At 47.2% G+C, this 23,789-nt stretch carries 25 protein-coding genes; 12 read left to right on the forward strand and 13 right to left on the reverse strand.

Annotation, left to right across the window (positions count from 1 at the left end; genetic code table 11):
- Positions 1-108: 108 nt before the first annotated feature.
- The 3 genes from ICN30_RS06840 to clpS form a co-directional block, all read right to left on the reverse strand.
- Positions 109-486, reverse strand: a complete 378-nt coding sequence (locus ICN30_RS06840; protein ID WP_216274304.1) for a hypothetical protein — start codon at positions 484-486, stop codon at positions 109-111.
- A 296-nt stretch (positions 487-782) separates the two neighbouring features.
- On the reverse strand, positions 783-3,089 hold the full coding sequence (gene clpA / locus ICN30_RS06845) for an ATP-dependent Clp protease ATP-binding subunit ClpA (protein ID WP_216274306.1): 2,307 nt from the start codon (positions 3,087-3,089) through the stop codon (positions 783-785).
- The gene (gene clpS / locus ICN30_RS06850; protein WP_062310600.1) at positions 3,086-3,442 is read right to left on the reverse strand and encodes an ATP-dependent Clp protease adapter ClpS; all 357 of its coding nucleotides are present in this window, start codon (positions 3,440-3,442) and stop codon (positions 3,086-3,088) included. The genes clpA and clpS overlap by 4 nt, the downstream gene beginning before the upstream one ends.
- Before the next feature lie 275 nt (positions 3,443-3,717).
- Here clpS and ICN30_RS06855 point away from each other — a divergent pair, with 275 nt between their 5' ends.
- Together ICN30_RS06855 and ICN30_RS06860 are read left to right on the forward strand one after the other, a co-directional pair.
- Positions 3,718-3,921: a cold-shock protein gene (locus tag ICN30_RS06855; RefSeq protein WP_011903586.1), complete on the forward strand. Its 204-nt coding sequence runs from the start codon at positions 3,718-3,720 to the stop codon at positions 3,919-3,921.
- 121 nt (positions 3,922-4,042) lie between these two features.
- Positions 4,043-4,498, forward strand: a complete 456-nt coding sequence (locus tag ICN30_RS06860) for a DUF192 domain-containing protein (RefSeq protein ID WP_255533149.1) — start codon at positions 4,043-4,045, stop codon at positions 4,496-4,498.
- Positions 4,499-4,579: 81 nt separating this feature from the next.
- On the opposite strand, the gene ICN30_RS06865 is transcribed toward ICN30_RS06860, so the two are convergent.
- From ICN30_RS06865 to argF, 3 genes are read right to left on the reverse strand one after another with little or no spacing between them, the layout of a single operon-like run.
- Entirely contained in the window at positions 4,580-4,885 is a 306-nt protein-coding gene (locus ICN30_RS06865; protein WP_215308360.1) for a pyrimidine/purine nucleoside phosphorylase, read from the reverse strand.
- A 41-nt stretch (positions 4,886-4,926) separates the two neighbouring features.
- On the reverse strand, positions 4,927-6,156 hold the full coding sequence (locus ICN30_RS06870; RefSeq protein ID WP_216274308.1) for an argininosuccinate synthase: 1,230 nt from the start codon (positions 6,154-6,156) through the stop codon (positions 4,927-4,929).
- A gap of 53 nt (positions 6,157-6,209) precedes the next feature.
- Positions 6,210-7,157, reverse strand: coding sequence for an ornithine carbamoyltransferase (gene argF, locus ICN30_RS06875; RefSeq protein WP_216230075.1), 948 nt, complete (start codon positions 7,155-7,157; stop codon positions 6,210-6,212).
- Between the two features lie 153 nt (positions 7,158-7,310).
- Here argF and ICN30_RS06880 point away from each other — a divergent pair, with 153 nt between their 5' ends.
- Positions 7,311-7,625 (forward strand): DUF3579 domain-containing protein, encoded by a 315-nt coding sequence (locus ICN30_RS06880; RefSeq protein ID WP_215333851.1) that lies wholly within the window; start codon positions 7,311-7,313, stop codon positions 7,623-7,625.
- A 75-nt stretch (positions 7,626-7,700) separates the two neighbouring features.
- Here the strand turns inward: ICN30_RS06880 and rpsT are convergent, their stop codons facing one another.
- Entirely contained in the window at positions 7,701-7,967 is a 267-nt protein-coding gene (gene rpsT, locus ICN30_RS06885) for a 30S ribosomal protein S20 (protein WP_015421893.1), read from the reverse strand.
- Between the two features lie 153 nt (positions 7,968-8,120).
- On the opposite strand from rpsT, the gene murJ reads away from it, so the two are divergent.
- Both murJ and ICN30_RS06895 read left to right on the forward strand, forming a co-directional pair.
- A complete protein-coding gene (gene murJ / locus ICN30_RS06890; RefSeq protein ID WP_216274310.1) occupies positions 8,121-9,674 on the forward strand; it encodes a murein biosynthesis integral membrane protein MurJ in 1,554 nt (517 codons plus the stop codon).
- 5 nt (positions 9,675-9,679) lie between these two features.
- Complete coding sequence (locus ICN30_RS06895; protein WP_216230072.1) at positions 9,680-10,522, forward strand: SirB1 family protein; 843 nt, start codon at positions 9,680-9,682, stop codon at positions 10,520-10,522.
- 32 nt (positions 10,523-10,554) lie between these two features.
- Here ICN30_RS06895 and ICN30_RS06900 read toward each other — a convergent pair whose 3' ends face one another.
- Positions 10,555-11,214 carry a DedA family protein gene (locus tag ICN30_RS06900; RefSeq protein ID WP_216134791.1) on the reverse strand — a complete coding sequence of 220 codons (660 nt, stop codon included), beginning with the start codon at positions 11,212-11,214 and terminating at the stop codon, positions 10,555-10,557.
- A gap of 67 nt (positions 11,215-11,281) precedes the next feature.
- On the opposite strand from ICN30_RS06900, the gene miaA reads away from it, so the two are divergent.
- A complete protein-coding gene (miaA, locus tag ICN30_RS06905; RefSeq protein WP_216274312.1) occupies positions 11,282-12,286 on the forward strand; it encodes a tRNA (adenosine(37)-N6)-dimethylallyltransferase MiaA in 1,005 nt (334 codons plus the stop codon).
- A 13-nt stretch (positions 12,287-12,299) separates the two neighbouring features.
- Here miaA and purM read toward each other — a convergent pair whose 3' ends face one another.
- Complete coding sequence (gene purM / locus ICN30_RS06910) at positions 12,300-13,352, reverse strand: phosphoribosylformylglycinamidine cyclo-ligase (RefSeq protein ID WP_216274314.1); 1,053 nt, start codon at positions 13,350-13,352, stop codon at positions 12,300-12,302.
- A 73-nt stretch (positions 13,353-13,425) separates the two neighbouring features.
- Here purM and ICN30_RS06915 point away from each other — a divergent pair, with 73 nt between their 5' ends.
- The 6 genes from ICN30_RS06915 (at position 13,426) to panB (ending at position 18,699) form a co-directional block, all read left to right on the forward strand.
- Complete coding sequence (locus ICN30_RS06915; protein ID WP_216274316.1) at positions 13,426-14,415, forward strand: AI-2E family transporter; 990 nt, start codon at positions 13,426-13,428, stop codon at positions 14,413-14,415.
- Positions 14,416-14,427: 12 nt separating this feature from the next.
- Positions 14,428-15,186 (forward strand): DnaA regulatory inactivator Hda, encoded by a 759-nt coding sequence (gene hda / locus ICN30_RS06920; RefSeq protein ID WP_216274318.1) that lies wholly within the window; start codon positions 14,428-14,430, stop codon positions 15,184-15,186.
- A gap of 4 nt (positions 15,187-15,190) precedes the next feature.
- Positions 15,191-15,871: an HAD family phosphatase gene (locus tag ICN30_RS06925; RefSeq protein WP_216274320.1), complete on the forward strand. Its 681-nt coding sequence runs from the start codon at positions 15,191-15,193 to the stop codon at positions 15,869-15,871.
- Entirely contained in the window at positions 15,868-17,268 is a 1,401-nt protein-coding gene (gene pcnB / locus ICN30_RS06930) for a polynucleotide adenylyltransferase PcnB (RefSeq protein WP_216274323.1), read from the forward strand. The genes ICN30_RS06925 and pcnB overlap by 4 nt, the downstream gene beginning before the upstream one ends.
- Before the next feature lie 70 nt (positions 17,269-17,338).
- On the forward strand, positions 17,339-17,866 hold the full coding sequence (gene folK / locus ICN30_RS06935) for a 2-amino-4-hydroxy-6-hydroxymethyldihydropteridine diphosphokinase (protein ID WP_216274324.1): 528 nt from the start codon (positions 17,339-17,341) through the stop codon (positions 17,864-17,866).
- A gap of 17 nt (positions 17,867-17,883) precedes the next feature.
- Entirely contained in the window at positions 17,884-18,699 is an 816-nt protein-coding gene (panB, locus tag ICN30_RS06940; protein ID WP_216274326.1) for a 3-methyl-2-oxobutanoate hydroxymethyltransferase, read from the forward strand.
- Positions 18,700-18,713: 14 nt separating this feature from the next.
- On the opposite strand, the gene dnaJ is transcribed toward panB, so the two are convergent.
- The 4 genes from dnaJ to hemH form a co-directional block, all read right to left on the reverse strand.
- The gene (gene dnaJ / locus ICN30_RS06945; RefSeq protein WP_216274328.1) at positions 18,714-19,844 is read right to left on the reverse strand and encodes a molecular chaperone DnaJ; all 1,131 of its coding nucleotides are present in this window, start codon (positions 19,842-19,844) and stop codon (positions 18,714-18,716) included.
- A gap of 99 nt (positions 19,845-19,943) precedes the next feature.
- A complete protein-coding gene (gene dnaK, locus ICN30_RS06950; protein WP_015421906.1) occupies positions 19,944-21,878 on the reverse strand; it encodes a molecular chaperone DnaK in 1,935 nt (644 codons plus the stop codon).
- 173 nt (positions 21,879-22,051) lie between these two features.
- Positions 22,052-22,612: a nucleotide exchange factor GrpE gene (gene grpE, locus ICN30_RS06955; protein WP_216274330.1), complete on the reverse strand. Its 561-nt coding sequence runs from the start codon at positions 22,610-22,612 to the stop codon at positions 22,052-22,054.
- Positions 22,613-22,694: 82 nt separating this feature from the next.
- Entirely contained in the window at positions 22,695-23,789 is a 1,095-nt protein-coding gene (gene hemH, locus ICN30_RS06960) for a ferrochelatase (RefSeq protein WP_216274333.1), read from the reverse strand.

The following is a 23,789-nucleotide window of genomic DNA, read 5'->3' on the forward strand; positions in this document are numbered from 1 at the left end:
TTGATGCAATGCAAAAGCAATCTGCTCTTCTGTGAACTTTGACCTCTTCATGGCGCACCCCTCCTTAGGGATAATATCGCCGATTTTTTCTAATTTAGGGTGTCCAATTTATTGGGAGGAGGTCAATGCTGTAGCAACAGGAATCTTAGGGGCAACATAGGTTGACGTGATGGTTGTATTCCCCGACGTATTGCCTTGTGAACTTGAGGCACCAGAAGTGGTATTGCCAACAGACCCACCAGCACCGCCAGCAGATGTTGAGGCGCCAGTTGTTAAATTACCTACCGATCCGCCGGTACCGCCAGCACCGCCAGCCGAGGTAGAGGCTCCCGTAGATAGACTACCTACGCTTGAAACAGAATTACTCAGAGGGCTACTAGTGACAGCGCCACCGGTAGTACCGCCAGTAGTGTTGACTGTAATTTGAGCATATGGTCTAGTAAATACGAGCGCAATCAAACTTGCCAATGCAAGTTTTTTAAACATATAAGAATTTTCTGAGAGGGATGAGACCTACTCTAATTCGCTAGAGAGGACGACTGTTACGTGAGGTTGAAAAACCCAGTGCTGTAACAGTTATCAGCCTTGGACTGTACTGAAGATACTCCCTAAGTACAACAATAGATACAACTCATTCCTAAAGACCTTCTGGGCACATGAATGAGGCCTAAGTCACAGATTGTGAAGGTAACATTAATTATCTAGGGCTATTGTGAAATGCAAAAACCACCCGAAGGTGGTCTTTACGGTCTTTCAATACCTTGGTATTGAATACGCAATACCTAGATCTCCTCAACCGGAGCTACATCTGCTTTAGGCCGCTTACCCGGAATTACTGGGGCATCAAACTGGAGCTGAACTTTGCCATCAGCATCAATGTCAACATCAACATGACCGCCCTGTGCCAATTTTCCGAAAAGTAGCTCGTCAGCCAAAGCTTTACGCACCGTATCTTGAATGATGCGTTGCATTGGTCTTGCGCCCATGAGTGGATCAAAGCCATGTTTAGCCAAATGCGCACGTAATGCCGGACTAAATGTGGCGTCTACCTTCTTCTCGTGGAGTTGCTCTTCTAGCTGCATTAAGAACTTATCCACCACGCGCATGATGATGGTCTCATCAAGCGCTTTGAAGGAAACAATCGCATCTAAACGGTTGCGGAACTCTGGCGTAAAGAACTTCTTAATATCAGCCATTTCATCACCGGACTCGCGCGCATTGGTAAAGCCGATCGTAGACTTCTGCATCGCTTCAGCACCAGCATTCGTAGTCATAATGATGATGACATTCCGGAAGTCAGTCTTGCGGCCATTGTTATCCGTAAGAGTACCGTGATCCATTACCTGCAAGAGAATATTGAAAATATCTGGATGAGCTTTTTCAATTTCATCAAGCAAGAGAACGCAATGTGGCTTCTTATTGACAGCCTCAGTTAGCAATCCACCTTGATCAAAGCCTACATATCCGGGAGGTGCACCGATTAAGCGACTAACTGCATGACGCTCCATATACTCAGACATATCAAAGCGAAGAAGCTCAATACCCAAGATGTAAGCAAGCTGCTTAGCAACCTCAGTCTTACCCACACCGGTTGGGCCAGAGAACAGGAATGATCCAATTGGTCTATCGATCTTGCCAAGACCAGCACGAGTCATCTTAATAGCACTCGCCAATGCCTCAATGGCAGGATCTTGACCAAACACCACACTCTTAATATCGCGATCTAATGTTTGCAGCTTGCTACGATCATCCACAGTTACAGACTGTGGCGGTATGCGAGCAATCTTTGCAACGATCTCCTCAATCTCTGGGCGGCCAATAGTTTTCTTCTGCTTAGACTTCGGCAGAATGCGCTGCGCGGCACCAGCCTCATCAATCACATCAATCGCCTTATCAGGCAAATGGCGATCATTGATGTAACGCGAAGACAGTTCAGCCGCTGCTACCAAAGCGGCGGAGGCGTATTTAACGCCGTGATGCTCTTCGAAGCGTGACTTCAAACCACGCAAGATTTGCACTGTCTGATCTACGGTTGGCTCAACTACATCCACCTTCTGGAATCGGCGTGACAAGGCTGCATCTTTTTCGAAGATGCCACGGTACTCAGTAAAGGTAGTTGCACCGATACATTTGAGCTGACCATTTGATAATGCGGGCTTTAACAAATTGCTCGCATCCAAGGTGCCACCTGATGCAGCACCCGCACCGATCAAGGTATGGATCTCATCAATAAATAAAACGCCATGTTCGCTGTCTTTTAAAGACTTGAGAACACTCTTTAAGCGTTGCTCAAAATCTCCACGGTACTTAGTACCCGCCAATAGCGCACCCATGTCTAATGAATAGACTGTGGCATCAGCCAAGATCTCAGGTACATCACCCTTCACAATTCTCCAGGCTAGACCTTCAGCAATCGCGGTCTTGCCCACGCCAGCCTCACCCACCAATAGCGGATTATTTTTGCGTCGACGGCACAGCACCTGAATCACACGCTCAACTTCGCTGTCACGCCCAATCAGTGGATCAATCTTGCCTTGCTTAGCTAGAACATTGAGGTTCTGGGTATATTGCTCTAAAGGACTCTCTTTTCCGGAAGATCCAGCCTCCTCAGTCTCCTGAGCAGCCTCAGCTGGCTTCACGCTCTCGGTTTGATCTTTACGTACACCGTGGCTAATAAAGTTCACTACATCCAAGCGAGTCACACCTTGCTGTTGCAAGAAATACACCGCATGCGAATCTTTTTCACCAAAGATAGCTACGAGCACGTTGGCGCCAGTAACTTCTTTCTTGCCATTTGAGGTGGATTGCACATGCATGATAGCGCGCTGAATCACACGCTGAAAACCTAAGGTTGGCTGCGTATCAACTTCATCGTTACCAGGGACAACGGGTGTGTTGTCATTAATAAAGTTCTTGAGTTGCGCACGCAGCTCGGCAATATTGACAGCGCAGGCTTTTAAAACCTCGACTGCGGTTGCGTTGTCTAGCAAGGCGGCAAGTAAATGCTCTACCGTAATGAATTCATGCCTTGAAGCTCGTGCGTCAACAAACGCCATGTGCAAACTGACTTCTAGTTCCTGGGCAATCATGCTTCCTCCATAGTGCACTGCAGTGGGTGACCCGCTTCGCGGGAGAGCTCGATAACTTGATGCACTTTTGTTGCCGCAACATCACGTGTAAATACACCGCAAATGCCTTTGCCAACTAAATGAACCTGCAACATGATCCGTGTAGCTGTCTCATGATCTTTATTAAAATACTCCTGAATAACCATCACCACAAATTCCATTGGCGTGTAATCGTCATTCAATAGTAAAACTTTATACATCGAAGGCGCTTTTAGTTTCTCGGCCTGCTTTTCGAGAAGAATGGTGTCTTCGATGTGAGGGTTGTTTGGATTGCCAACCGTGGGATTTTTCGTTGTACGACTCATGAGAAACATTCTAAACACAGATATAAAAATTTGGATTTGAGGGCTTTGTTGCAAAAAACCATCAAGAAAGGGCTCTTAACCCCATATTGGGGCATTTTTCGATAAAAAAAGGGGGCTTTATCAGTAACTATCTTTGCCCAACCCCTTGACACCCCACCATAAAGGGCAAACAATCAGGGGGTAGGCTTTATTTGAAGTCCTATTTAGGCGTGTTGTAGAGCGAGACTGATTAAAAAGTATTCACCCTCATCACGGTTGTTTTAAGTTTATGTAATGGAGTTCGCATGGCGACCGGAATTGTTAAGTGGTTCAATGATGCAAAAGGTTTTGGCTTTATCAAACCTGATGATGGTGAAGAAGAGTTGTTTGCGCATTTCAGCGCAATCACAATGCCTGGGTTCAAAACCCTCAAGGAAAACCAAAAGGTAACGTTTGACATTACCCAAGGCCCTAAAGGCAAACAAGCTACTAATATCCAAGCAGCTTAATCTGCTTTAGATCATTACTAAAACCCAGGACTTGTTCCTGGGTTTTTTTTCGCCTGTATTTTCTTGCCATACCAGCCCTGCCTTAGAATTACCCCCACTCATACCAATCACTTAAAACAACATGCGCTTACCCAACATCAAACAATTCGTATTTTCATTGGCAGCTATCGTCGGCAGCTTTTCAAGCGCTGCGTTTGCACAGCAAAATGTTGGCCTACCTACGATTGAACTTAAAGCTGGAATCTATCGCATTCAGGCAGAGCTAGCAGACACACCTAAGGCCCGTGAAGTTGGACTCATGAATCGGACCAGTATGCCCACCAACTCCGGCATGCTTTTTATCTTTGAACAAAAGGCAGGGCATTGCTTTTGGATGAACAACACCAAGATTCCGCTTTCCATCGCCTTCATTGCGGATGATGGGAAGATTGTAAATATCGAAGAGATGCAAGCCGAGACCACTAATAACCACTGCCCTAAGGCGGCCGTACGTTACGCACTAGAGATGAACAAACAGTGGTTCTCCGAGAGAGTCATCGCGCCCGGCACGGTCATTCAAGGACTGCCTAAGAAATAAAAGTTTATTAGTATCTACAAAAACAAAAACGCAGACCGAGGTCTGCGTTTTCTTTGAAGGCACAAGAAACAAGCATCTTGCTTATTCGAAGTGACAAACATAGTGCACTGGAGACTCGGCACGGATGATGAAATAACCACCCTTTTCCACTTCCCAGCTTTGACCAGCCTTGAACTCGACTTCTGGAGCGCCGTTAATACTAACGAAAGCATTGCCATCAACCACTTCCATAACTTCTTTAGTGCTTAAATCAAAACGCAAAGTGCTTGGCAACACTACGCCAACTGACTTGCGAACACCATTTGGCAAAGTCACAGTATGAGATACGCACTTACCATCAAAAAATACATTGGCTTTTTTACCTACAGAAACTTGATCAAATTGCATCTTTATTCTTTCTAATCTGAATTACTAGTTAGTTATCTAAATTATTTAGCACGCTTACGTCTTGCAGTTTCAGCAATCCGCATACGCAAAGCATTGAGCTTGATGAAGCCACCAGCATCAGCCTGGTTGTAGGCACCGCCGTCATCATCAAATGTGGCAATGGTCTGATCAAACAGCGTGTTTGCTGAATCACGTGAAATCACGGAGACAGATCCTTTGTAGAGCTTCAGGCGCACAACACCATTGACCATCTGTTGAGTGTGATCAATCAAGGTTTGCAATGCGAGGCGCTCTGGCGCCCACCATAAACCGTTGTAGATCAAGCTGGCATAACGTGGCATCAAGTCATCTTTGAGGTGAGCCACTTCACGATCCAAGGTAATACTTTCGATACCGCGGTGCGCCTTCAACAAAATTGTGCCGCCAGGGGTTTCATAGCAGCCACGGCTCTTCATACCTACGAAGCGGTTCTCAACCAAATCGAGACGGCCAATGCCATGCATACCACCGATACGATTGAGTTCAGCCAACAAATCATGAGGCTTATAAGCCTTGCCATTAATCGCCACTGGATCACCAGCACGGAATTCAATTTCAATAATTTCTGGGGTGTCGGGAGCCTTCTCGGGAGAGACCGTCCAACGCCACATAGATTCTTCTGCTTCAGCATTTGGGTTCTCGAGATGACGACCTTCGTAACTGATATGTAACAAGTTGGCATCCATGGAATATGGTGAGCCGCCTTGCTTGTGTTTCATCTCGACTGGGATGCCATGCTTTTCTGCATAGGCCATCAATTTTTCACGAGAGAGCAAATCCCACTCACGCCACGGAGCAATGACTTTGATTCCTGGCTCAAGTGCGTAGTAACCTAATTCGAAACGAACTTGGTCATTTCCTTTGCCAGTCGCACCGTGTGACACGGAGTCTGCACCGGTCAAGCGGGCAATTTCAATTTGACGTTTAGCGATTAATGGACGTGCGATGGAGGTACCTAAAAGGTACTCACCTTCGTAAATCGTATTGGCACGGAACATTGGGAATACAAAGTCGCGCACAAACTCTTCACGCAAGTCATCAATAAAAATATTTTCTGGTTTGATACCAAACTGCAGCGCTTTAGCGCGCGCCGGCTCAAGCTCTTCGCCCTGACCTAAATCGGCGGTAAAAGTCACGATCTCACATTGGTACGTATCTTGAAGCCATTTCAAGATCACGCTAGTGTCAAGACCACCGGAATACGCTAGAACTACTTTTTTAATATCAGACATGATTTCTATTCAATCAAAAATTAATCAATAACCAACAAAACAAATTACTTAAATTAGTCCAAACGACCGCAGAGTAAGTACTCCATCAAGGCCTTTTGAACATGCAAACGATTTTCAGCCTCTTCCCAAACAATGCTTTGAGGACCATCAATTACTTCCGCAGAAACCTCTTCACCACGATGTGCTGGTAAGCAATGCATGAACAAAGCATCTGGCTTGGCTAAAGACATCAACTCTTCATCCACCATCCAGTCTTTAAAGGCAGCCATACGAGAAGTATTTTCATCCTCATAGCCCATACTGGTCCATACATCAGTAGTAACCAAGTCAGCGCCTTTGCAAGCCTCTTTTGGATCGCTACAAACGGTGAGATGCTTTAATGCTTTAGCAGTCAATCTGGAATCATCCAGCTGGTAGCCACCAGGGGCAGAGAAACGAATTTGAAAGTCCAAACACTCCGCCGCCTGAATCCAGGTGTAAGCCATATTGTTGGCGTCACCGACCCAAGCAACGGTTTTGCCCTGAATCGGGCCACGCGCCTCTACAAAGGTAAAGATATCGGCCAATACTTGGCAAGGGTGATATTCATTGGTTAGACCATTGATCACTGGGACACGAGAATTGGCAGCAAAGCGCTCAATAATTTCTTGGCCAAAAGTGCGGATCATGATGATGTCAGTCATCCTAGAAATTACCTGCGCAGCGTCCTCTACGGGCTCGCCACGACCCAACTGGGTGTCACGGGTGTTCAGGTATACGGCGTGCCCGCCAAGCTGGTGTATGCCCGCTTCAAAAGAAAGGCGAGTACGAGTCGAATGCTTCTCAAAGATCATCGCCAGAGTGCGATCGTGCAAAGGATGCCAAGTCTCATAACTTTTGAACTTGGTCTTGAGCCAAGCAGAGCGCTTAAGGAGATAGTCATACTCTTCGCGCGTCAGGTCAGCAAACTGCAAGTAATGCTTAACCTGGCCAGGCACTTGGGGCTTTGCCAAAGATGTCATTGTTGAGCTTTCTACTAGAGTTTTAGCTTGCATTTTTTGTTTGGAGCATCGAACTGCACGAAAATAGTTCCTAAAGTCATCTTAAGGCCTTCGCAGACTGTTAAGCTAGAGGGCTGAGCAACACTGATTCCTTACAACGATTTCTACGCCAACTTGAACCACAAAAAGCTTTTCATTCAAGGCATTACAACTTCTGGCAAACCTTTTCGTCCCAGCGACTGGGCCGAACGTCTTTGCGGGGTGATGGCCACTTTTCGCCCACCAGGCGATGCTGGCGATCCCCGCTTCACTTACTCGCCCTATGTCAGGCCAGTGGTTATTGCAAAAGTGAAATGCGTTGTTATTGATACCAGACTAAGAGATCTTGATCCGAGAGCGCTCGACTTTGTCATGAACTTTGCCAAAGACAACGGCCTACCAATCGAAGAAGCCTGTGAATTCGAACCGAATTCACAATCCCAGTCCTAAAAACAAAAACCCGCTCTGATAAGGAGCGGGCTTAGACTCCGATTTCTCTAGAGTCTGCCTAAAACTATAAAAGTCTTACGCTGCCATTGCCTTGATAGCTGCAGACAAACGTGACTTCTGACGTGATGCAGTATTTTTGTGAGCAATCTTTTTATCAGCAATCTTGTCGATTGTTGATTGAGTTGCTGCGAACACTTTAGCTGCAGCAGCCTTGTCGCCAGTTTCAATTGCTTTACGTACTGCCTTGATGGAAGTGCGAAGCTTTGAACGCAAACTGGAGTTGTGTTCATTCTGTTTTACTGCCTGCCGTGCGCGTTTACGCGCTTGTGCGGTATTGGCCATCTTTAAACCTTGCTATATAAAAATTACAAAATACGATTAACTGAAAATCTGCGTGGGTTCGCCAAATTTGTAAGCTGACTCACCAAAACCCAAGATTTTACATTAAAGGACTAAAAAAGCCCAGTCGCCTGATAAATAGGGGAAAATTAGCCCATGAATCTGCTTTCTGCTGCCGCCAAGGTCAGCTCCCTCACGATGCTCTCCAGGATCACCGGACTACTCCGGGAGACCCTGATTGCCCGTAGTTTTGGGGCCTCAGAGTGGACGGATGCCTTTAATGTGGCCTTCAGACTACCCAATCTGCTACGTCGACTCTTTGCCGAGGGAGCCTTTTCCCAGGCATTTGTGCCTATTTTGGGAGAAATTTCGAGCCAAGGGGACGTAAAACAGTCCCAAATCCTCGTAAATGCCGTTGCTACGCTCTTATTCTGGGCTTTGCTCCTTACGGTACTCCTAGGGGTTATTGGCGCCCCCCTGCTGATTCTGGCTATTGCTACAGGCTTTGAAGGTGGTCCCGCCTATGAAGCAAGCGTAGTTATGACCCGGATCATGTTCCCCTATATCGGCCTTATTTCCATGGTTTCCCTGTCAGCCGGGATCCTCAATACCTTTGGCCGCTTTGCCATTCCGGCATTTACCCCGGTTTTACTCAATTTAGCCCTCATCGGGAGCGCTATCTTTTTAGCGCCCCATCTTGAACAGCCGATTTACGCTCTGAGCATTGGCGTGCTCTTGGGCGGCTTCTTGCAGCTCGCTATTCAGGTGCCAGCGCTATCCCGCCTAGGCTTATTGCCAAAAGTGGGTCTCTTGCCAGGCGCTATCAAAGCAGCAGTTAAAAATCCGGACGCAAGGCGCGTCATGAAATTAATGGGTCCTGCGGTGTTTGCAGTTTCCGTTGCTCAGATTTCCCTCATCATCAATACCAATATTGCTTCTCGCTTACAAGCGGGTAGCGTGTCCTGGCTCTCTTATGCGGATCGCCTGATGGAGTTTCCGACGGCCCTCTTAGGTGTGGCTCTGGGAACGGTTTTGCTGCCAAGCCTGAGCAAAGCAAATGCAAAAAATGATTTAGTACATGCTGGTGAACTTCTCATTTGGGGATTGCAACTCACCTTTTTGCTAGCTGCTCCTTGCGCAATTGCTCTCTTTATTTTTGGTGAGCCACTGGCAGCAGTTCTGTATCACTACGGCAAGTTCAACGCCTTGGATGTCTTGATGACACAGCGTGCTTTAGCAGCTTATGGCGTTGGACTGATTGGCCTCATTTTGGTGAAGATCTTAGCTCCCGGTTTTTACTCACGGCAAGATATCCGCACGCCAGTAAAGATTGGCCTACTAGTCTTGGTGGCAACCCAATTAGCCAATTTAGTTTTTGTTCCTTGGTTGGGGCATGCCGGTCTTGCACTCTCTGTTGGTACTGGCGCCTGTCTGAACGCAACGCTCCTTTGGGTTGGCCTGCATCGACGTGGCGCCCTACCCAGTGCTGCCTGGCTTAAGTATCTAGGGCAGTTATTGCTGGCTTTAATTCCTTTTGCATTCCTACTGTATTACGCAGCCACCGCACATGATTGGATAGCACTTCAATCTACCCCCTGGACTCGAGTAGGGTTAGTAGCTGCCTGGCTAGCTGCTGCTGCAGCGGTTTATTTTGCAGCTTTAGGTCTTGTCGGTATTCGCTGGCAAAAATTCCTACGTCATGCAAAATAGCTTTTATGCCAACACAACAACTCGACTATTTCACATCCCTCGTTGCTGAAGACGAGCACTTCCCTTTAACCGAGGCGACGGTAGCAGTTGCACAACATGCCTACCCTGACCTCGATGTCCAAGGAGTGCTTGATCAGATCGATCAGTGGGGCAATAAACTAAAGCAACGCATTACTCCGGATACGCCACCGATTCAGCGCCTGCAGTTACTCAAGCATTTCTTTTATAACGAGTTGGGCTTTGGCCCTAATCCGAATGACTTCTACGCGCCCGAGAATTCTTATCTGCATCAGATCATTGAGAATCGTCGCGGCATTCCGATTTCTCTAGCCATCTTGATGATGGAGCTCGGACAGCAAATTGGTTTGAATATTCGTGGGGTATCCTTCCCAAATCACTTCATGATGCGCATCTCCTTGCAACAAGGCGAAATCATCATGGATCCCTTGAATGGCGACTCCCTCTCAAAAAATCAATTGCAAGAGATGCTCGATCCATACCTCGATGCCAAAGGCTATCGCGGCGATCTCAGCCTGCCATTGAATATTTTCTTGAGAGCCTCTAGCTCTCGCGAAATCCTCTCGCGCTTCATGAGAAATCTCAAAATGATTTATTCGGAAGATGAGCGCTGGGAGCGGCTACTGGGCATTCAAGAGCGTCTAGTGATCTTGCTGCCAGATTCAACTGAAGAGGTTCGTGATCGTGGTTTGATCTTTGCGCAACTAGAGTATGTTCGTCCTGCGATAGCGGATCTGCATCGCTACTTAAGCGAAATGCCTGGCGCAGAAGATGCAGCAGACATTCGTGAGCATATCGCTACGCTAGAGAGTCAGACTAAGCTGCACTAAGCAGCCCAATTCAACGATCTTATTTCTAATCTTTATTTCTTTTTGCGCTGAAATATTTTGTATAGCGCGGCCAGCACAATTGGAATAGCTGCCGCACCAATACCAATCAACACGATCACATTCAGATTTTGGCGAATGATGGGGATGTTGCCAAAGAAGTAACCAGCAACAACTAAACCAAAGACCCACAAGAGCGCACCAGTCACATTGAATAACTGGAAGCGAGAGAAGTTCATTGCCGAAACGCCAGCAACAAATGGCGCAAAGGTACGAATGATCGGCAAAAAGCGGGCCACAATAATTGTCTTGCCGCCATGCTTCTCGTAAAAAGAATGTGTCTTACGCAAAGCTGCTTGATCAATCCAGCGAGATTGGCTACTAAAAATTCTTTCGCCAATCCAGCGACCAATAAAGTAGTTCACGGTATTGCCAGCAATGGCAGCGATTAACAATCCAATGCACAAGGTCCACAGATTAAAGTGCTCAGTAGCGCAATAGGCTCCGGCAATAAACAATAATGAATCGCCGGGTAAAAATGGAGCGACTACCAAACCAGTCTCGGCAAACACAATAGCGAAAAGTAGGCCATAAGCCCAATAACCATATTGCTGAATCACTACGTCTAAATGACGATCAATGTGCAACAGCAAATCGCCTAACTGCAATAAGGTATCGATCAAATCGTGCTCCATGTATTAGTTGCAAGGATATTAACAGGCTAGCAATACCGATCGGGGCATTTCATTCCTATAATGCGGTATGCAAACTGAACTTCACATTCAGCCTACGCATCCATCTGATCAGCCACCCATACTGTGTATTGTTGGCCCCACAGGCGCAGGCAAAACACATCTCGCAATGGCATTAGCAGAGCATGCGAAATCCATGGGTCAAACCGTTGAATTAATCAGCATGGACTCCGCCTTGGTATATCGCGGATTGGATATTGGTAGCGCCAAACCAACTAGAGCAGAACAAGCTGCGGTTCGGCACCACTTGATTGACATCTTGGATCCCACTGAATCCTATTCAGCCGCGCGCTTCGCAAATGATGCCAAACGGCTGTGTCAGGAAATTCGGGAGCGCGGAAATATTCCAGTTGTGGTGGGTGGAACGATGTTGTATTGGCGCGCATGGGCATATGGCCTCTCTTCTCTCCCGCCAGCAGATCCAGAGATCCGCGCCCGTCTCGATGAGCAAGGAAAAGAGATTGGCTGGCCTGCGATGCATACTGAGCTAGCTAAAGTAGACCCCGTTACCGCCGCACGTTTACAGCCCAACGACTCTCAACGCGTGCAACGTGCCTTAGAGGTTTATGAAATTACTGGCAAACCCATGTCGGAGCTGTTGGCAGATTCACCAAGCGAAGATGGCCGAGAAGGTTCATCCATCCCAGAATGGATTGACCTCATCTCACTAGAGCCAAGCGATCGTTTGCGCCTGCATCAGAACTTAGAAAAAAGATTTGATGAAATGCTAGTCGGCGGACTGCTAGAGGAAGTTGAATTACTCAGAAAGAATCCAGACCTGCATGGTGACCTGCCCGCCATTCGCTCTGTTGGCTATCGACAAGTCTGGGAATATCTGTCTGGTGAAGTAGATCAAGCTGAAATGCGCTACAAAGCACTAGCCGCGACTAGACAACTTGGTAAACGACAGTTAACTTGGTTGCGTGCGATTGCCGGAAGAAAGACATTTGACCCTTTCAACTCAGATGAGTTGAAAGCGGCCATAGAGTACTGCAAACAAAGCCTAAGCAAATAGGCTTTGTTGAATATTAAATAACGATAGTTTGTGGTGCACCAGCCGGACGCTCTACAACCTCACCAACAGTCCAAGCATGTAAAGCTTCAGCTTTGAGCGATTGGATTGCAGCATCCGCTTGATCGGCGGTGACGATCACCACCATGCCAATACCGCAGTTGAATACACGCACCATTTCTGCATCCGCTACGCCACCCTTCATTTGTAACCAGCGGAAGAGCTCTGGCATTTGCCAGCTATCGCGATGCAATACAGCTTGCGTATTTTCTGGGAGCACGCGTGGTACGTTGTCCACCAAGCCACCGCCAGTGATGTGCGCCATACCCTTCACATTGACCTCGCCAATCAACTTCAGCAACTGCTTTACATAAATTTGCGTAGGAGCCATCACCACATCACCCAAAGAGCGACCACCCAAATCATCGGTTGGCTTAGCACCCGCACGCTCAATAATTTTGCGAACCAATGAATAGCCATTGGAATGCGCGCCACTCGAAGCAATTGCCAAAACGACATCGCCAGGAGTAATGGTTGCGCCAGTAATAATTTTGGATTTTTCAACTGCGCCAACAGCAAAGCCAGCTAAGTCATATTCGCCTGGAGGGTACATGCCAGGCATCTCAGCTGTTTCACCGCCAATTAATGCGCAACCAGACAACTCACAACCTTTAGCAATTCCGCCAACTACGGTGGCAGCAGTATCTACAGTCAACTTGCCGCAAGCAAAGTAATCCAAGAAAAAGAGGGGTTCAGCACCCTGAACCAAAATGTCGTTCACACTCATCGCCACCAAATCCTGGCCAATCGTATCGTGACGATTCCACTCAAAAGCTAATCTCAGTTTGGTACCAACGCCGTCAGTGCCAGATACCAATACTGGCTCTTTATAGCGTTTTGGCACTTCAAACAGGGCGCCAAAGCCACCAATCCCGGCTAATACGCCTTCGCGCATGGTTTTCTTGGCCAAAGGCTTGATGCGATCCACCAAGTCATCCCCAGCATCGATATCGACACCAGCGTCACGGTAGGAAAGGCCTTTTGAGGAAGAATTAGTAGATGAGTTCATGGCAGAGATAGAAGATTAGTAAAAAACACTACTTGGTCGGTAGAATCATTGAATTCTAGAGGATTCGAGCACGATGGCTGAAATTTTTACCCCTTTTCTGACTGCATTTATTCTGGCTTACGCCCTACGCCCAGTTTGCTTGTGGCTTGAGAGGCATCGCCTACCCCGCGCAGCGGCTGCCGGGATTGCCATGATTATTGGTTTGGGCGTGTTTTTTATGATTTTGAGTCTGTTTATTACCCTCCTCAAAACTGAAATCCCCCTCATCAAGGCCCAATTTCCGGATTGGATCCAAAACACCCAATCTTGGCTTGGGCCTAAGTTAAGTGAATTTCACATTAATGTGGATTGGAATACTCTCAAGTCAAGTGCCACTCAAAAAATTACCGCACACCTCAATGACAATTCCGATGCACTGATGTCCTCCACATTGGAGACAGTATTGATGTCAGGTAGCTCGGTAATTACAGGATTCGTAAATGCTGTATTAACGCTATTTGTAATGTTTTATCTATTGATCGACTGGGACCATTTTTTCAAACTCGTCAAATCAATTGTTCCAGTACGTGCACAAGAAACCATTCACCACCTCGCCATGCATGCTGATGGTTTGCTCTCTCAATATCTCAGGGGCATGCTGATCGTCATTTCTATCATGTCCGTTTTTTACAGTGCTGGATTGAGCATCATTGGAATTAAAGGCGCTGTGGCATTGGGCGTCTTTACGGCACTCATGATTGTGATTCCCTACATTGGCATCACTTTAGGTTTCACCTTGGCAATCCTGGCAGCCCTTTTACAATTTGGGCCTGGGGGTGCAATCATTGGTGTCCTAGTGCTATACGGACTAGGGCAATTCATTGAAGGCTTCTTCCTCACGCCACGCCTAGTAGGCGAGCGAATTGGCTTGCATCCAGTCGCAGTGCTTTTTGCGTTACTGCTATTTGGGAAATTATTTGGCTTCTTTGGTGTGCTGCTGGCATTACCAACAAGCGCAGTCAGCTTGGTGCTACTGCAGTATGGTTGGTCACGCTATACCCAAAGTTCTTGGTATCAAAAATAAGTTTTCGCAGTAATGAATAATTCCTCACTACCAAAACAGTTTGCGCTTGATATTGGTCACACACCTAAACCCACTTTAAGCAATTTTCTGGCCGGAGAAAATCTGGCACTGCACTCAGCTTTGTTAGCTTTAGTCAAAGCTTGGGAAATAAACGCCCCAAGAGAGGCTAGCGAAAATCCTCTGAACCAACGCTGGATTTATTGGTGGGGACCAGAAGGCTCTGGTCGCACCCATTTGCTTAGCGCTATTGGCGATGCAGCCCAGGAATTGGGTTTGGAGTGCCTCCCCCTCACCCCCAATGAACCGATTTCCTGGGTACGCCTAGAAGAAAGACTGCCCACCCTCTGTGCAAGCGATAAGCCCTCTGTAATCACTGTAGATGACGTGGATCGACTTGATGAGCGCTTGGTAGCTGCTTTATTTCGCATTCTGAATGCTATTCAGGGCAGCAAAGCCATTCACATCTTCATGGCAGGTAATGCCGCCCCTGGCGCTTTAAGCCTCAGAGAAGACCTTCGTACCCGCTTAGGATGGGGTTTGATCTTTCAAACTCATCTTTTGGGCGATGATGAGAAAATGGAGGCCTTACAGCAAGCGGCGCAAGCGCGCGGCTTGGTTTTATCCCCAGATGTATTGCCTTGGTTGTTAAATCGCTTTTATCGCGATATGCCAAACCTCATGGCCTTGATTGATGCTTTGGATGCTTATTCACTAGAAACAAAACGTGCTGTCACCTTGCCTCTCGTTAGAGAGCTTTTACAGCCCAAATAAATTAATGACCCGATTAGCACTCTTCGACTTAGATCACACCCTTCTCCCCTGCGATAGCGATTACGAATGGGGTCAGTTCTTGGCACGTATTGGCGTAGTAGATAGCAAATACTATGCACAGCAAAATGAGCGCTTCTATCAAGATTACAAAGATGGCAAGCTGAATATTCAGGAGTTCTTGCGCTTTGCTTTGAAGCCGCTGTCAGAGCATTCTCGTGCACAGCTCAAAGAATGGCATGACGCGTTCATGCAAGAAGTGATTACTGGCCAGCTACGACAACAAGCACTGGATTTAGTAAAACGCCACCAAGATGCCGGTGATCTTTGCTGTGTAGTGACTGCAACCAATAGCTTTGTTACTCGCCCTATCGTAGAAAGTTTTGGCATTGAACATCTCGTGGCCACCGAACCTGCGACCATAGGAGACGAGCCTCTTGCCAATTTCACTGGCGAAGTTAAAGGCATCCCGAGTTTTCGAGAAGGCAAGATTCAACGAGTGCATGATTGGCTTGCCACACAAAATCTCGCATTAGACCAATTGCCAAAAAGTTATTTTTATTCAGATTCTATGAATGATTTACCTCTCCTGGAAAAAGTTAGCAACCCTATTGCTACTAATCCAGATGCTCGCCTACGTGACGAAGCCGCAAAACGTCACTGGCCCATACTTGAACTGTTTGCATGATTACCAAATTTATTAAACGTATTTTGCGTCGCGACCCAATGGTCCGACATACTGCGGCCCATACCTCTGGCGCACCGAAACGAATCCCTAAAAAATCTCATCGTATTGATCCGCATTTGCTGTCTAAAAATGCCGTGAAGGTGACCCAAACATTGCAGCAAGCTGGCTATGATGCCTTTATTGTCGGCGGTGCAGTACGAGATTTAGCTTTAGGAATTGGTCCCAAGGATTTCGATGTGGCGACCAATGCCACGCCCGAGCAAGTTCAAAGGTTGTTCCGTAAAGCACGCCTGATTGGTCGTCGCTTTCAGATTGTGCACGTGACCTTCTTTGGCAAAGGACAACCTGAAATCATTGAGGTCTCCACCTTCAGAGCCTTGCTGGAAAACGCTGGCGAGCACGTAGCCGAAAATGGCCGCATCTTACGCGATAACGTCTGGGGTAGCCAACATGAGGATGCTGCTCGCAGAGATTTCAGCATTAATGCGATGTATTACGATCCAGCTACCGAAACCGTGCTCGACTATCACGGTGGCATGGCTGATATGCAGAAGAAAACTTTGCGCATGATTGGCGATCCTGCTAAACGCTATCGCGAAGATCCGATTCGCATGTTGCGGGCAGTTCGTTTTGCCGCGAAGACAGGCTTTACTTTAGATGCAGCAACACGCGCTCCTATCGCCAAATTAGGCAAGTTGATTCATGATGTTCCGTCTGCTCGACTCTTCGATGAAATCCTTAAGCTACTCATGTCAGGTTACTCATGGGCTGCGATTCAAGGCCTGAAAGATGCGGGACTACATCACGGCCTACTGCCTTTGCTGGATCACATCTTGGATAAAAGCGCAGATTCTAAGGAAGCGAATGATTTTGTTCGCATTGCTCTTGCGAATACTGATCAACGCATTCAATCCGGGAAAAGTGTTTCCGCAGGATTCTTGTTTGCGACTTTACTCTGGCCTGATCTATTGACCAATTGGAAAAAGAATATCGCCAAAGGAATTTCTAATATTCCAGCACTACATGATGCGATGGATGAAACGATTGCAAGCCAAAGTAGTGGCATGGTGATCCAACGCCGCTTCGAAAGTGACATGCGAGAAATCTTGTCCATGCAGCCCCGTTTTGAAAAGCGTGTTGGACGCTACCCTTATCGCCTGATTGAATCCCCACGCTTTAGAGCGGGTTATGACTTTATGTTGCTGCGCTGCGCCACTGGTGAGAAAAACCCCTCTCTAGGCCAATGGTGGACTGACTTCATTTCTACCGATCCAGAAGGTCAGGAAGCCTTAATGGCCAGCGTCAAAAATGAGGCCGGTAATAGCGCCTCCCCCACAAAACGACGTCGCCGTAGAAAACCCAAAGTAGCTACGCCCACTGAAGGTGCAGCAGACTAAGCAGACTTGAGAAAAATTCAGTAAAGTAGATTCGGTAGTTTCGTGTAGTTTTCTCTCATTTGGAATGAGCATGGCTCGAGCTTTTATTGGATTTGGCGGCAATATCGGTGACACGCGTCAGCTTATTACTGACGCGATTGTGTGCCTTGCACAGCGTTGCGAACTCCAAATTCTAGCCAAAAGCTGCTTCTACCAAAGTGCACCCTTCCAAGCTACCGGTGGCGACTACATCAATGCGGTAATTGAAATTGAAACGCAATTAAGTCCTTACGGCTTATTGCACGTCTGCCAAGCGGTTGAACAAGAATTTGGACGTGAGCGCCCTTACGCCAATGCACCCCGTACGATTGATCTGGATATTCTGGCATTTGAGGGTGTATCCCAAACAGATAGCGAACTCACCATTCCTCACCCCAGAATCATTGAACGCTCTTTTGTACTCCTGCCTTTATTGGAAATTGCCCCGGATTTCTTTTTACCGAACTGGGGCGAACTCAAGGCTTATTTACCCAATGTAGCGGATCAGCGCATCGAAAAACTCCCTTGCCGCAACTGTAATTGTGGTGAAAAAGACGTTTATAGCCAATCAGCGCATTAATTCATTAAACTCACGCCATGGGTTACTTACAAGGCGAAAAGCCAATTACGATTTCTAAGCTCCTCACCATGCGTGCTGAGGATGAAAAAATTACTATGCTGACAGCATACGATTCAACAATGTCAGCCCTGTTAAATCGCTGCGGGGTAGAAACCATCCTGATTGGGGATTCTCTGGGTAATGTCATTCAAGGTCACTCGAGCACTACTCCCGTAACTGTTGAGCAAGTGGCGTATCACACCGAGTGCGTGGCCCGCGCCAACTCTTACGCTTTCATCATTGCCGATCTTCCTTTTGCCAGTTATGGCGATCCGGTTCAAGCCCTGGATTCAGCCGCAGAACTCATGCGCGCTGGTGCGGATATGGTCAAGCTTGAAGGTGGTGATTGGCAAATCGACATCATTCAGTATTTGGTAGAGCGTAGCGTTCCTGTTTGTGCGCACCTGGGTTTATTGCCCCAGTCCGTTCATCTTCTGGGCGGCTATAAGGTTCAAGGTAAATCTAAAGACGCTGCAAGCTTAATGCTCGAACAAGCGATTGCTTGCGAGCAAGCTGGTGCGCAAATGATTGTGCTCGAAGCAATTCCGTCTTCATTGGGTAGGCTGATTACCGAGTCGCTCTCCATTCCTACGATTGGAATTGGCGCAGGAGCAGATTGCTCCGGCCAGGTATTAGTACTACAAGATATGCTGGGTATCAGCCCTGGGAAGCCACCAAAGTTTGTTAAGAACTTTCTGGATGGTCATACCTCAATTGAGGCAGCAGTCAAAGCCTATGTTCGAGAAGTGAAATCCGGAAAGTTCCCCGGACCCGAACACGGCTTTGCTGGATAAGCTTGAACTATTAGTTAACTAAAGAAACTCTTCACACCATCAAACCAACCCTTTTGATGGGGGTTATGTTTGTCTCCACCAGACTTCAAGCTGTCATCAAACTTTTGCAGCAATTTCTTTTGCTCATCAGTTAGCTTGACCGGAGTCTCAACGGCAACGTGAACGAAGAGATCACCCACCATCGTAGAGCGCAGTCCTTTAATTCCCTTATTACGCAAACGGAATGTTTTACCAGTCTGCGTTCCCTCAGGAATCGGAAACTCGACGCGCCCTGACAGCGTTGGCACTTCAATATCGCCGCCAATGGTCGCAGTTGCAAAAGAGATCGGCATTTGCACATGCAGATCACTACCATCGCGCTCAAATACCTTATGGGGCTTAACTCTGACTTCTACATAGAGATCGCCAGATGGTCCGCCATTCACGCCAGGTTCGCCGTTACCAACGGAGCGCACGCGCATGCCATCATCAATACCCGCAGGGATTTTGATTTCAAGTGTTTTTTGTTCTTTGTTTTTACCGCTGCCATGACAAGTTTTGCATGGCTTCGGAATGTACTCGCCTGTACCGCGGCACTTAGGGCAAGTTTGTTGCATGGAGAAGAAGCCTTGCTGGACACGAACTTGGCCATGACCATCACAAGTAGTACATCTTTCAGCTTTGCTACCAGGCTCAGCACCAGTCCCGTGACATGGCTTGCAGTCACTCCAACTTGGTACTCGAATTTGCGTGGTGTAACCCTCGGCAGCTTGCTCGAGGGTGATCTCCATGTTGTAACGTAAATCGGCACCCTTATAAACCTGTGGTCCCGACTGACGTCCACCACCTTGGCCAAAAATATCGCCGAAGATATCACCGAAGGCATCCGCAAAACCGCCGCCACCAAAACCGCCACCGCCAAATCCACTGGATTGGTCCACACCCGCATGACCGTACTGATCATAAGCTGCGCGCTTGTTTGGATCCGTGAGGGTTTCGTACGCCTCTTTAACTTCTTTGAATTGCGCTTCCGCTGTTTTGCTATCGGGGTTGCGATCGGGGTGATGCTTCATCGCCATTTTCCGATAAGCCTTTTTTAGCTCCTCATCGCTGGCACCTTTCGCAACACCAAGCACTTCGTAATAATCGCGTTTACTTTTAGGCACAAAATTCCTCTCAACAACCTGAATGACACAAGTCGGCACGAGGCCGACTTGTTATTTAAGTACTTCTAAACTACGTTAAATGGCTTTCAATCTCCGGGATTACTTCTTGTCATCCACTTCTTTGAAATCCGCATCCACTACGTCAGCATCCGGAGCAGCAGCTTGCGCGCCACCAGGGGCTGCACCAGGAGCGGCGCCACCAGCTTTAGCTTGTTCAGCAGCCATGGCTTTTTCGCCTAACTTCTGACTAGCTTTACCCAAAGCCTCAGTCTTAGCTTCAATAGCAGCTTTATCGCTACCCTTGATTGCCTCATCCAATTCTTTCAGGGCAGCTTCGATTGCTTCTTTCTCAGAAGCCTCTAAAGCAGAGCCATGCTCTTCCAAGGCTTTCTTGGTTGAGTGAGCCAAAGCATCGGCAGTGTTACGCGCTGTTACTAATTCCAATGCTTTTTTATCTTCATCGGCATTCGCTTCAGCATCTTTCACCATGCGCTGAATTTCTTCTTCAGTCAAACCAGAGTTTGCCTTAATGGTGATCTTGTTCTCTTTGCCAGTCGTTTTGTCTTTTGCAGTTACATGCAAAATACCGTTGGCATCAATATCAAAAGTCACTTCAATTTGTGGCATACCGCGTTGTGCTGGAGCAATACCTTCCAAATTAAACTCACCGAGCAATTTGTTGGCAGCAGCCATCTCACGCTCACCTTGGAAACACTTAATGGTTACCGCAGGCTGGTTATCTTCCGCTGTGGAGTAAACCTGTGAATGCTTAGTAGGAATAGTCGTGTTCTTTGGAATCATCTTGGTCATTACACCGCCCAAGGTTTCGATACCCAATGACAATGGAGTTACGTCCAAGAGCAATACGTCCTTACGATCACCAGACAATACAGAGCCCTGGATCGCAGCACCAACAGCAACTGCTTCGTCTGGGTTCACGTCTTTACGTGGCTCTTTACCAAAAATCTCTTTTACTTTGTCCTGAACTGCAGGCATACGGGTTTGACCGCCAACCAAAATCACGTCATCGATGTCAGCCACATTTACGCCAGCGTCTTTAATTGCAGTTAAGCAAGGCCCAGCCGTGCGGTTGATCAACTCTTCTACCAAAGACTCCAACTTAGCGCGAGTGAGCTTCAAGTTCAAATGCTTAGGACCGCCTGCATCAGCAGTCACGTATGGCAAATTGATTTCAGTTTGTTGTGCAGATGACAGTTCGATCTTGGCTTTTTCAGCAGCATCTTTTAAACGTTGTAATGCCAATACATCTTTACTCAAATCTACGCCTTGCTCTTTCTTGAACTCAGCAATGATCCAATCAATGATGCGTTGGTCAAAGTCTTCACCACCCAAGAAGGTATCGCCGTTAGTAGAGAGCACCTCGAACTGCTTCTCACCGTCAACGTTAGCGATTTCAATGATGGAGACGTCGAATGTACCGCCACCCAAGTCATACACAGCGATCTTGCGATCTACTTTGTCTTGCTTGTCGAGGCCAAATGCCAGCGCTGCAGCAGTTGGCTCATTGATGATGCGCTTGACATCTAAACCAGCAATACGACCAGCATCTTTAGTCGCTTGACGTTGGCTGTCGTTGAAGTAAGCAGGAACAGTAATCACTGCCTCAGTCACCTCTTCACCAAGGTAATCTTCTGCAGTCTTTTTCATCTTGCGCAAGATTTCGGCTGACACTTGTTGTGGTGCCATTTTTTTATCACGTGCTTCAACCCAAGCATCACCGTTGTCCGCTTGAACAATTTTGTAGGGCATTAAACCGATGTCTTTTTGCACTTCAGCATCAGTAAATTTGCGACCCATCAAACGCTTCACTGCGTAGATAGTGTTTTTAGGGTTGGTAACTGATTGGCGTTTTGCAGGTGCGCCAACCAATACTTCGCCGTCTTCAACGTAAGCAATGATGGATGGAGTTGTACGGCCGCCTTCTGCGTTCTCGACAACTTTAGGTGCATTGTTTTCAACAACGGAAACGCACGAGTTTGTGGTTCCTAAGTCAATTCCGATAATCTTTCCCATAATGGCTCCAAAAATTAAGTTATGTGTAATTTCGTAAAACTGTGAATAAATCGATATTCAATAAATGGGGTCAAAAAGAGGGAATTCAAGGGCTAAAAATGCAAAAAAGGCAGATTTCTGCCTTTTTATCCCGCTTTTTGGTGAAAAACCCCTAATTTAGAGGTTTAAATGGCTTATTTGGGTGCGCTCACGGTTACCAAAGCTGGGCGCAAAATGCGATCGGCGATGGAATAACCCCTCTGAAGCACTGAAACCACGGTATTAGCCGTTTGATCCGATGGTACGGAAGCAATTGCCTGATGGTGGTGAGGGTCAAACTTGTCACCCACAGCAGGATTAATCTCAGTCATGCGACCCTTTTCAAAGGCGGAGAGCAACTGCTTGAGAGTGATCTCCAAGCCTTCTTTAAAGGCTTTTGCATCGACCGCCTCTGCGTTCAAGGCTGCGTACAAACTGTCTGTTACTGGCACGAGATGCTCAGCAAAACTCTCAATCGCAAACTTATGCGCCTTAGAAACATCCTCAGCAGCACGACGACGGATATTCTCACCCTCAGCTTTTGCGCGGAGGTAGTTATCCTGCATTTCTGTTAGCTTTTGATTTAGCTCGGCAATCTCTTGTTCTGGCGTCTTTACTTCGGCTTCTGCAGAAGCAGCATCAGCACCAGCCTCGGCCTGAGGATCAGCAGCAATATTTTCCTGCTCAGGAGATGGATTTTGGTTTTCTTGGGTCATAGGTGCAAATTCACTTTTCTATCAGAATGGCTACTTCTCAACAATATGGGGCCGATTAAAGCAATTTCAAGTGCGACCGAGTTTAAGCAATTTTTGCTTTAGCTAACTCAGCGAGGCGATTACGTTCTTGCAATACCGCATCGGACTCCATACCTAAGCTCCAACCTGATAAATGCTGCTGGGCAATTTCGTACATCGCTTCGATCCATTTTGGATTGCTATTGAGACAAGGAATATAGCGGTAATCTTTACCGCCATGTTCTAAAAAGATCTCACGTGCTTCCATGGCAATTTCTTCTAGAGTCTCCAAACAATCTGCCGGAAAGCCTGGGCAAAAAATATCTACTCGCTTGCAACCTTCTTTGCCCAGCTTTTCAATTGTTGGGGCTGTATAGGGTTTAAGCCACTCTGCTTTACCAAACCGAGATTGGAAGGTAACTAAATATTGTCCGGGCTCTAAGCCCAAAGACTCACCAAGCAGGCGACCGGTTTTTAAGCACTCGCAATGATAGGGGTCACCCTTCATCAAATTACGTTTAGGCAGACCATGAAATGACATCACTAGACGATCGCCAGCAGCTAAGTCTGGGCGCCCATCTTTATCCCATGCGCCGAGTACTTGATCACGTAACGCAGTGATGTAAGCAGGGTTGTCGTGATAGTGCTTTACTAAGCGCAGCTCAGGCTGATTACGCCATGTTCCGAGCACACGAAATACTTCATCAAAACTGGAGGCAGTTGTTGTCGCTGAATACTGCGGGTATAGCGGTAACAACAAAAGTCGCTCCATGCCCTGTGCCTGCAAGGCTTCCAGGGCTTGCTGGGTCGAGGGCTCACCATAGCGCATAGCCAAATCTACCAGCACCACTTCTCCATGATTAGCGAATTTCTCGCCCAACTCTTTTGCCTGTAAGCGTGAGTAATGCATCAATGGAGAGCCTAGTTTTGGCAACCAAATAGAAGCGTATTTTTTTGCAGAAGCGCCGCTACGAATCGGCAAAATAATGCCATTCAAAATGCACCACCAAATAATGCGAGGGATTTCTACAACGCGAGGATCTGATAGAAATTCTTTGAGATAAGCTCTCACCGCTTTAGCAGTTGGCGCGGAAGGAGTGCCCAAGTTCAGCAACAACACTGCTGTCTTAGAAGGGCGTAAGTGAGGGTTTTGATTCAA

This window comes from Polynucleobacter sp. 31A-FELB, from assembly GCF_018882405.1.
Classification (GTDB): domain Bacteria; phylum Pseudomonadota; class Gammaproteobacteria; order Burkholderiales; family Burkholderiaceae; genus Polynucleobacter.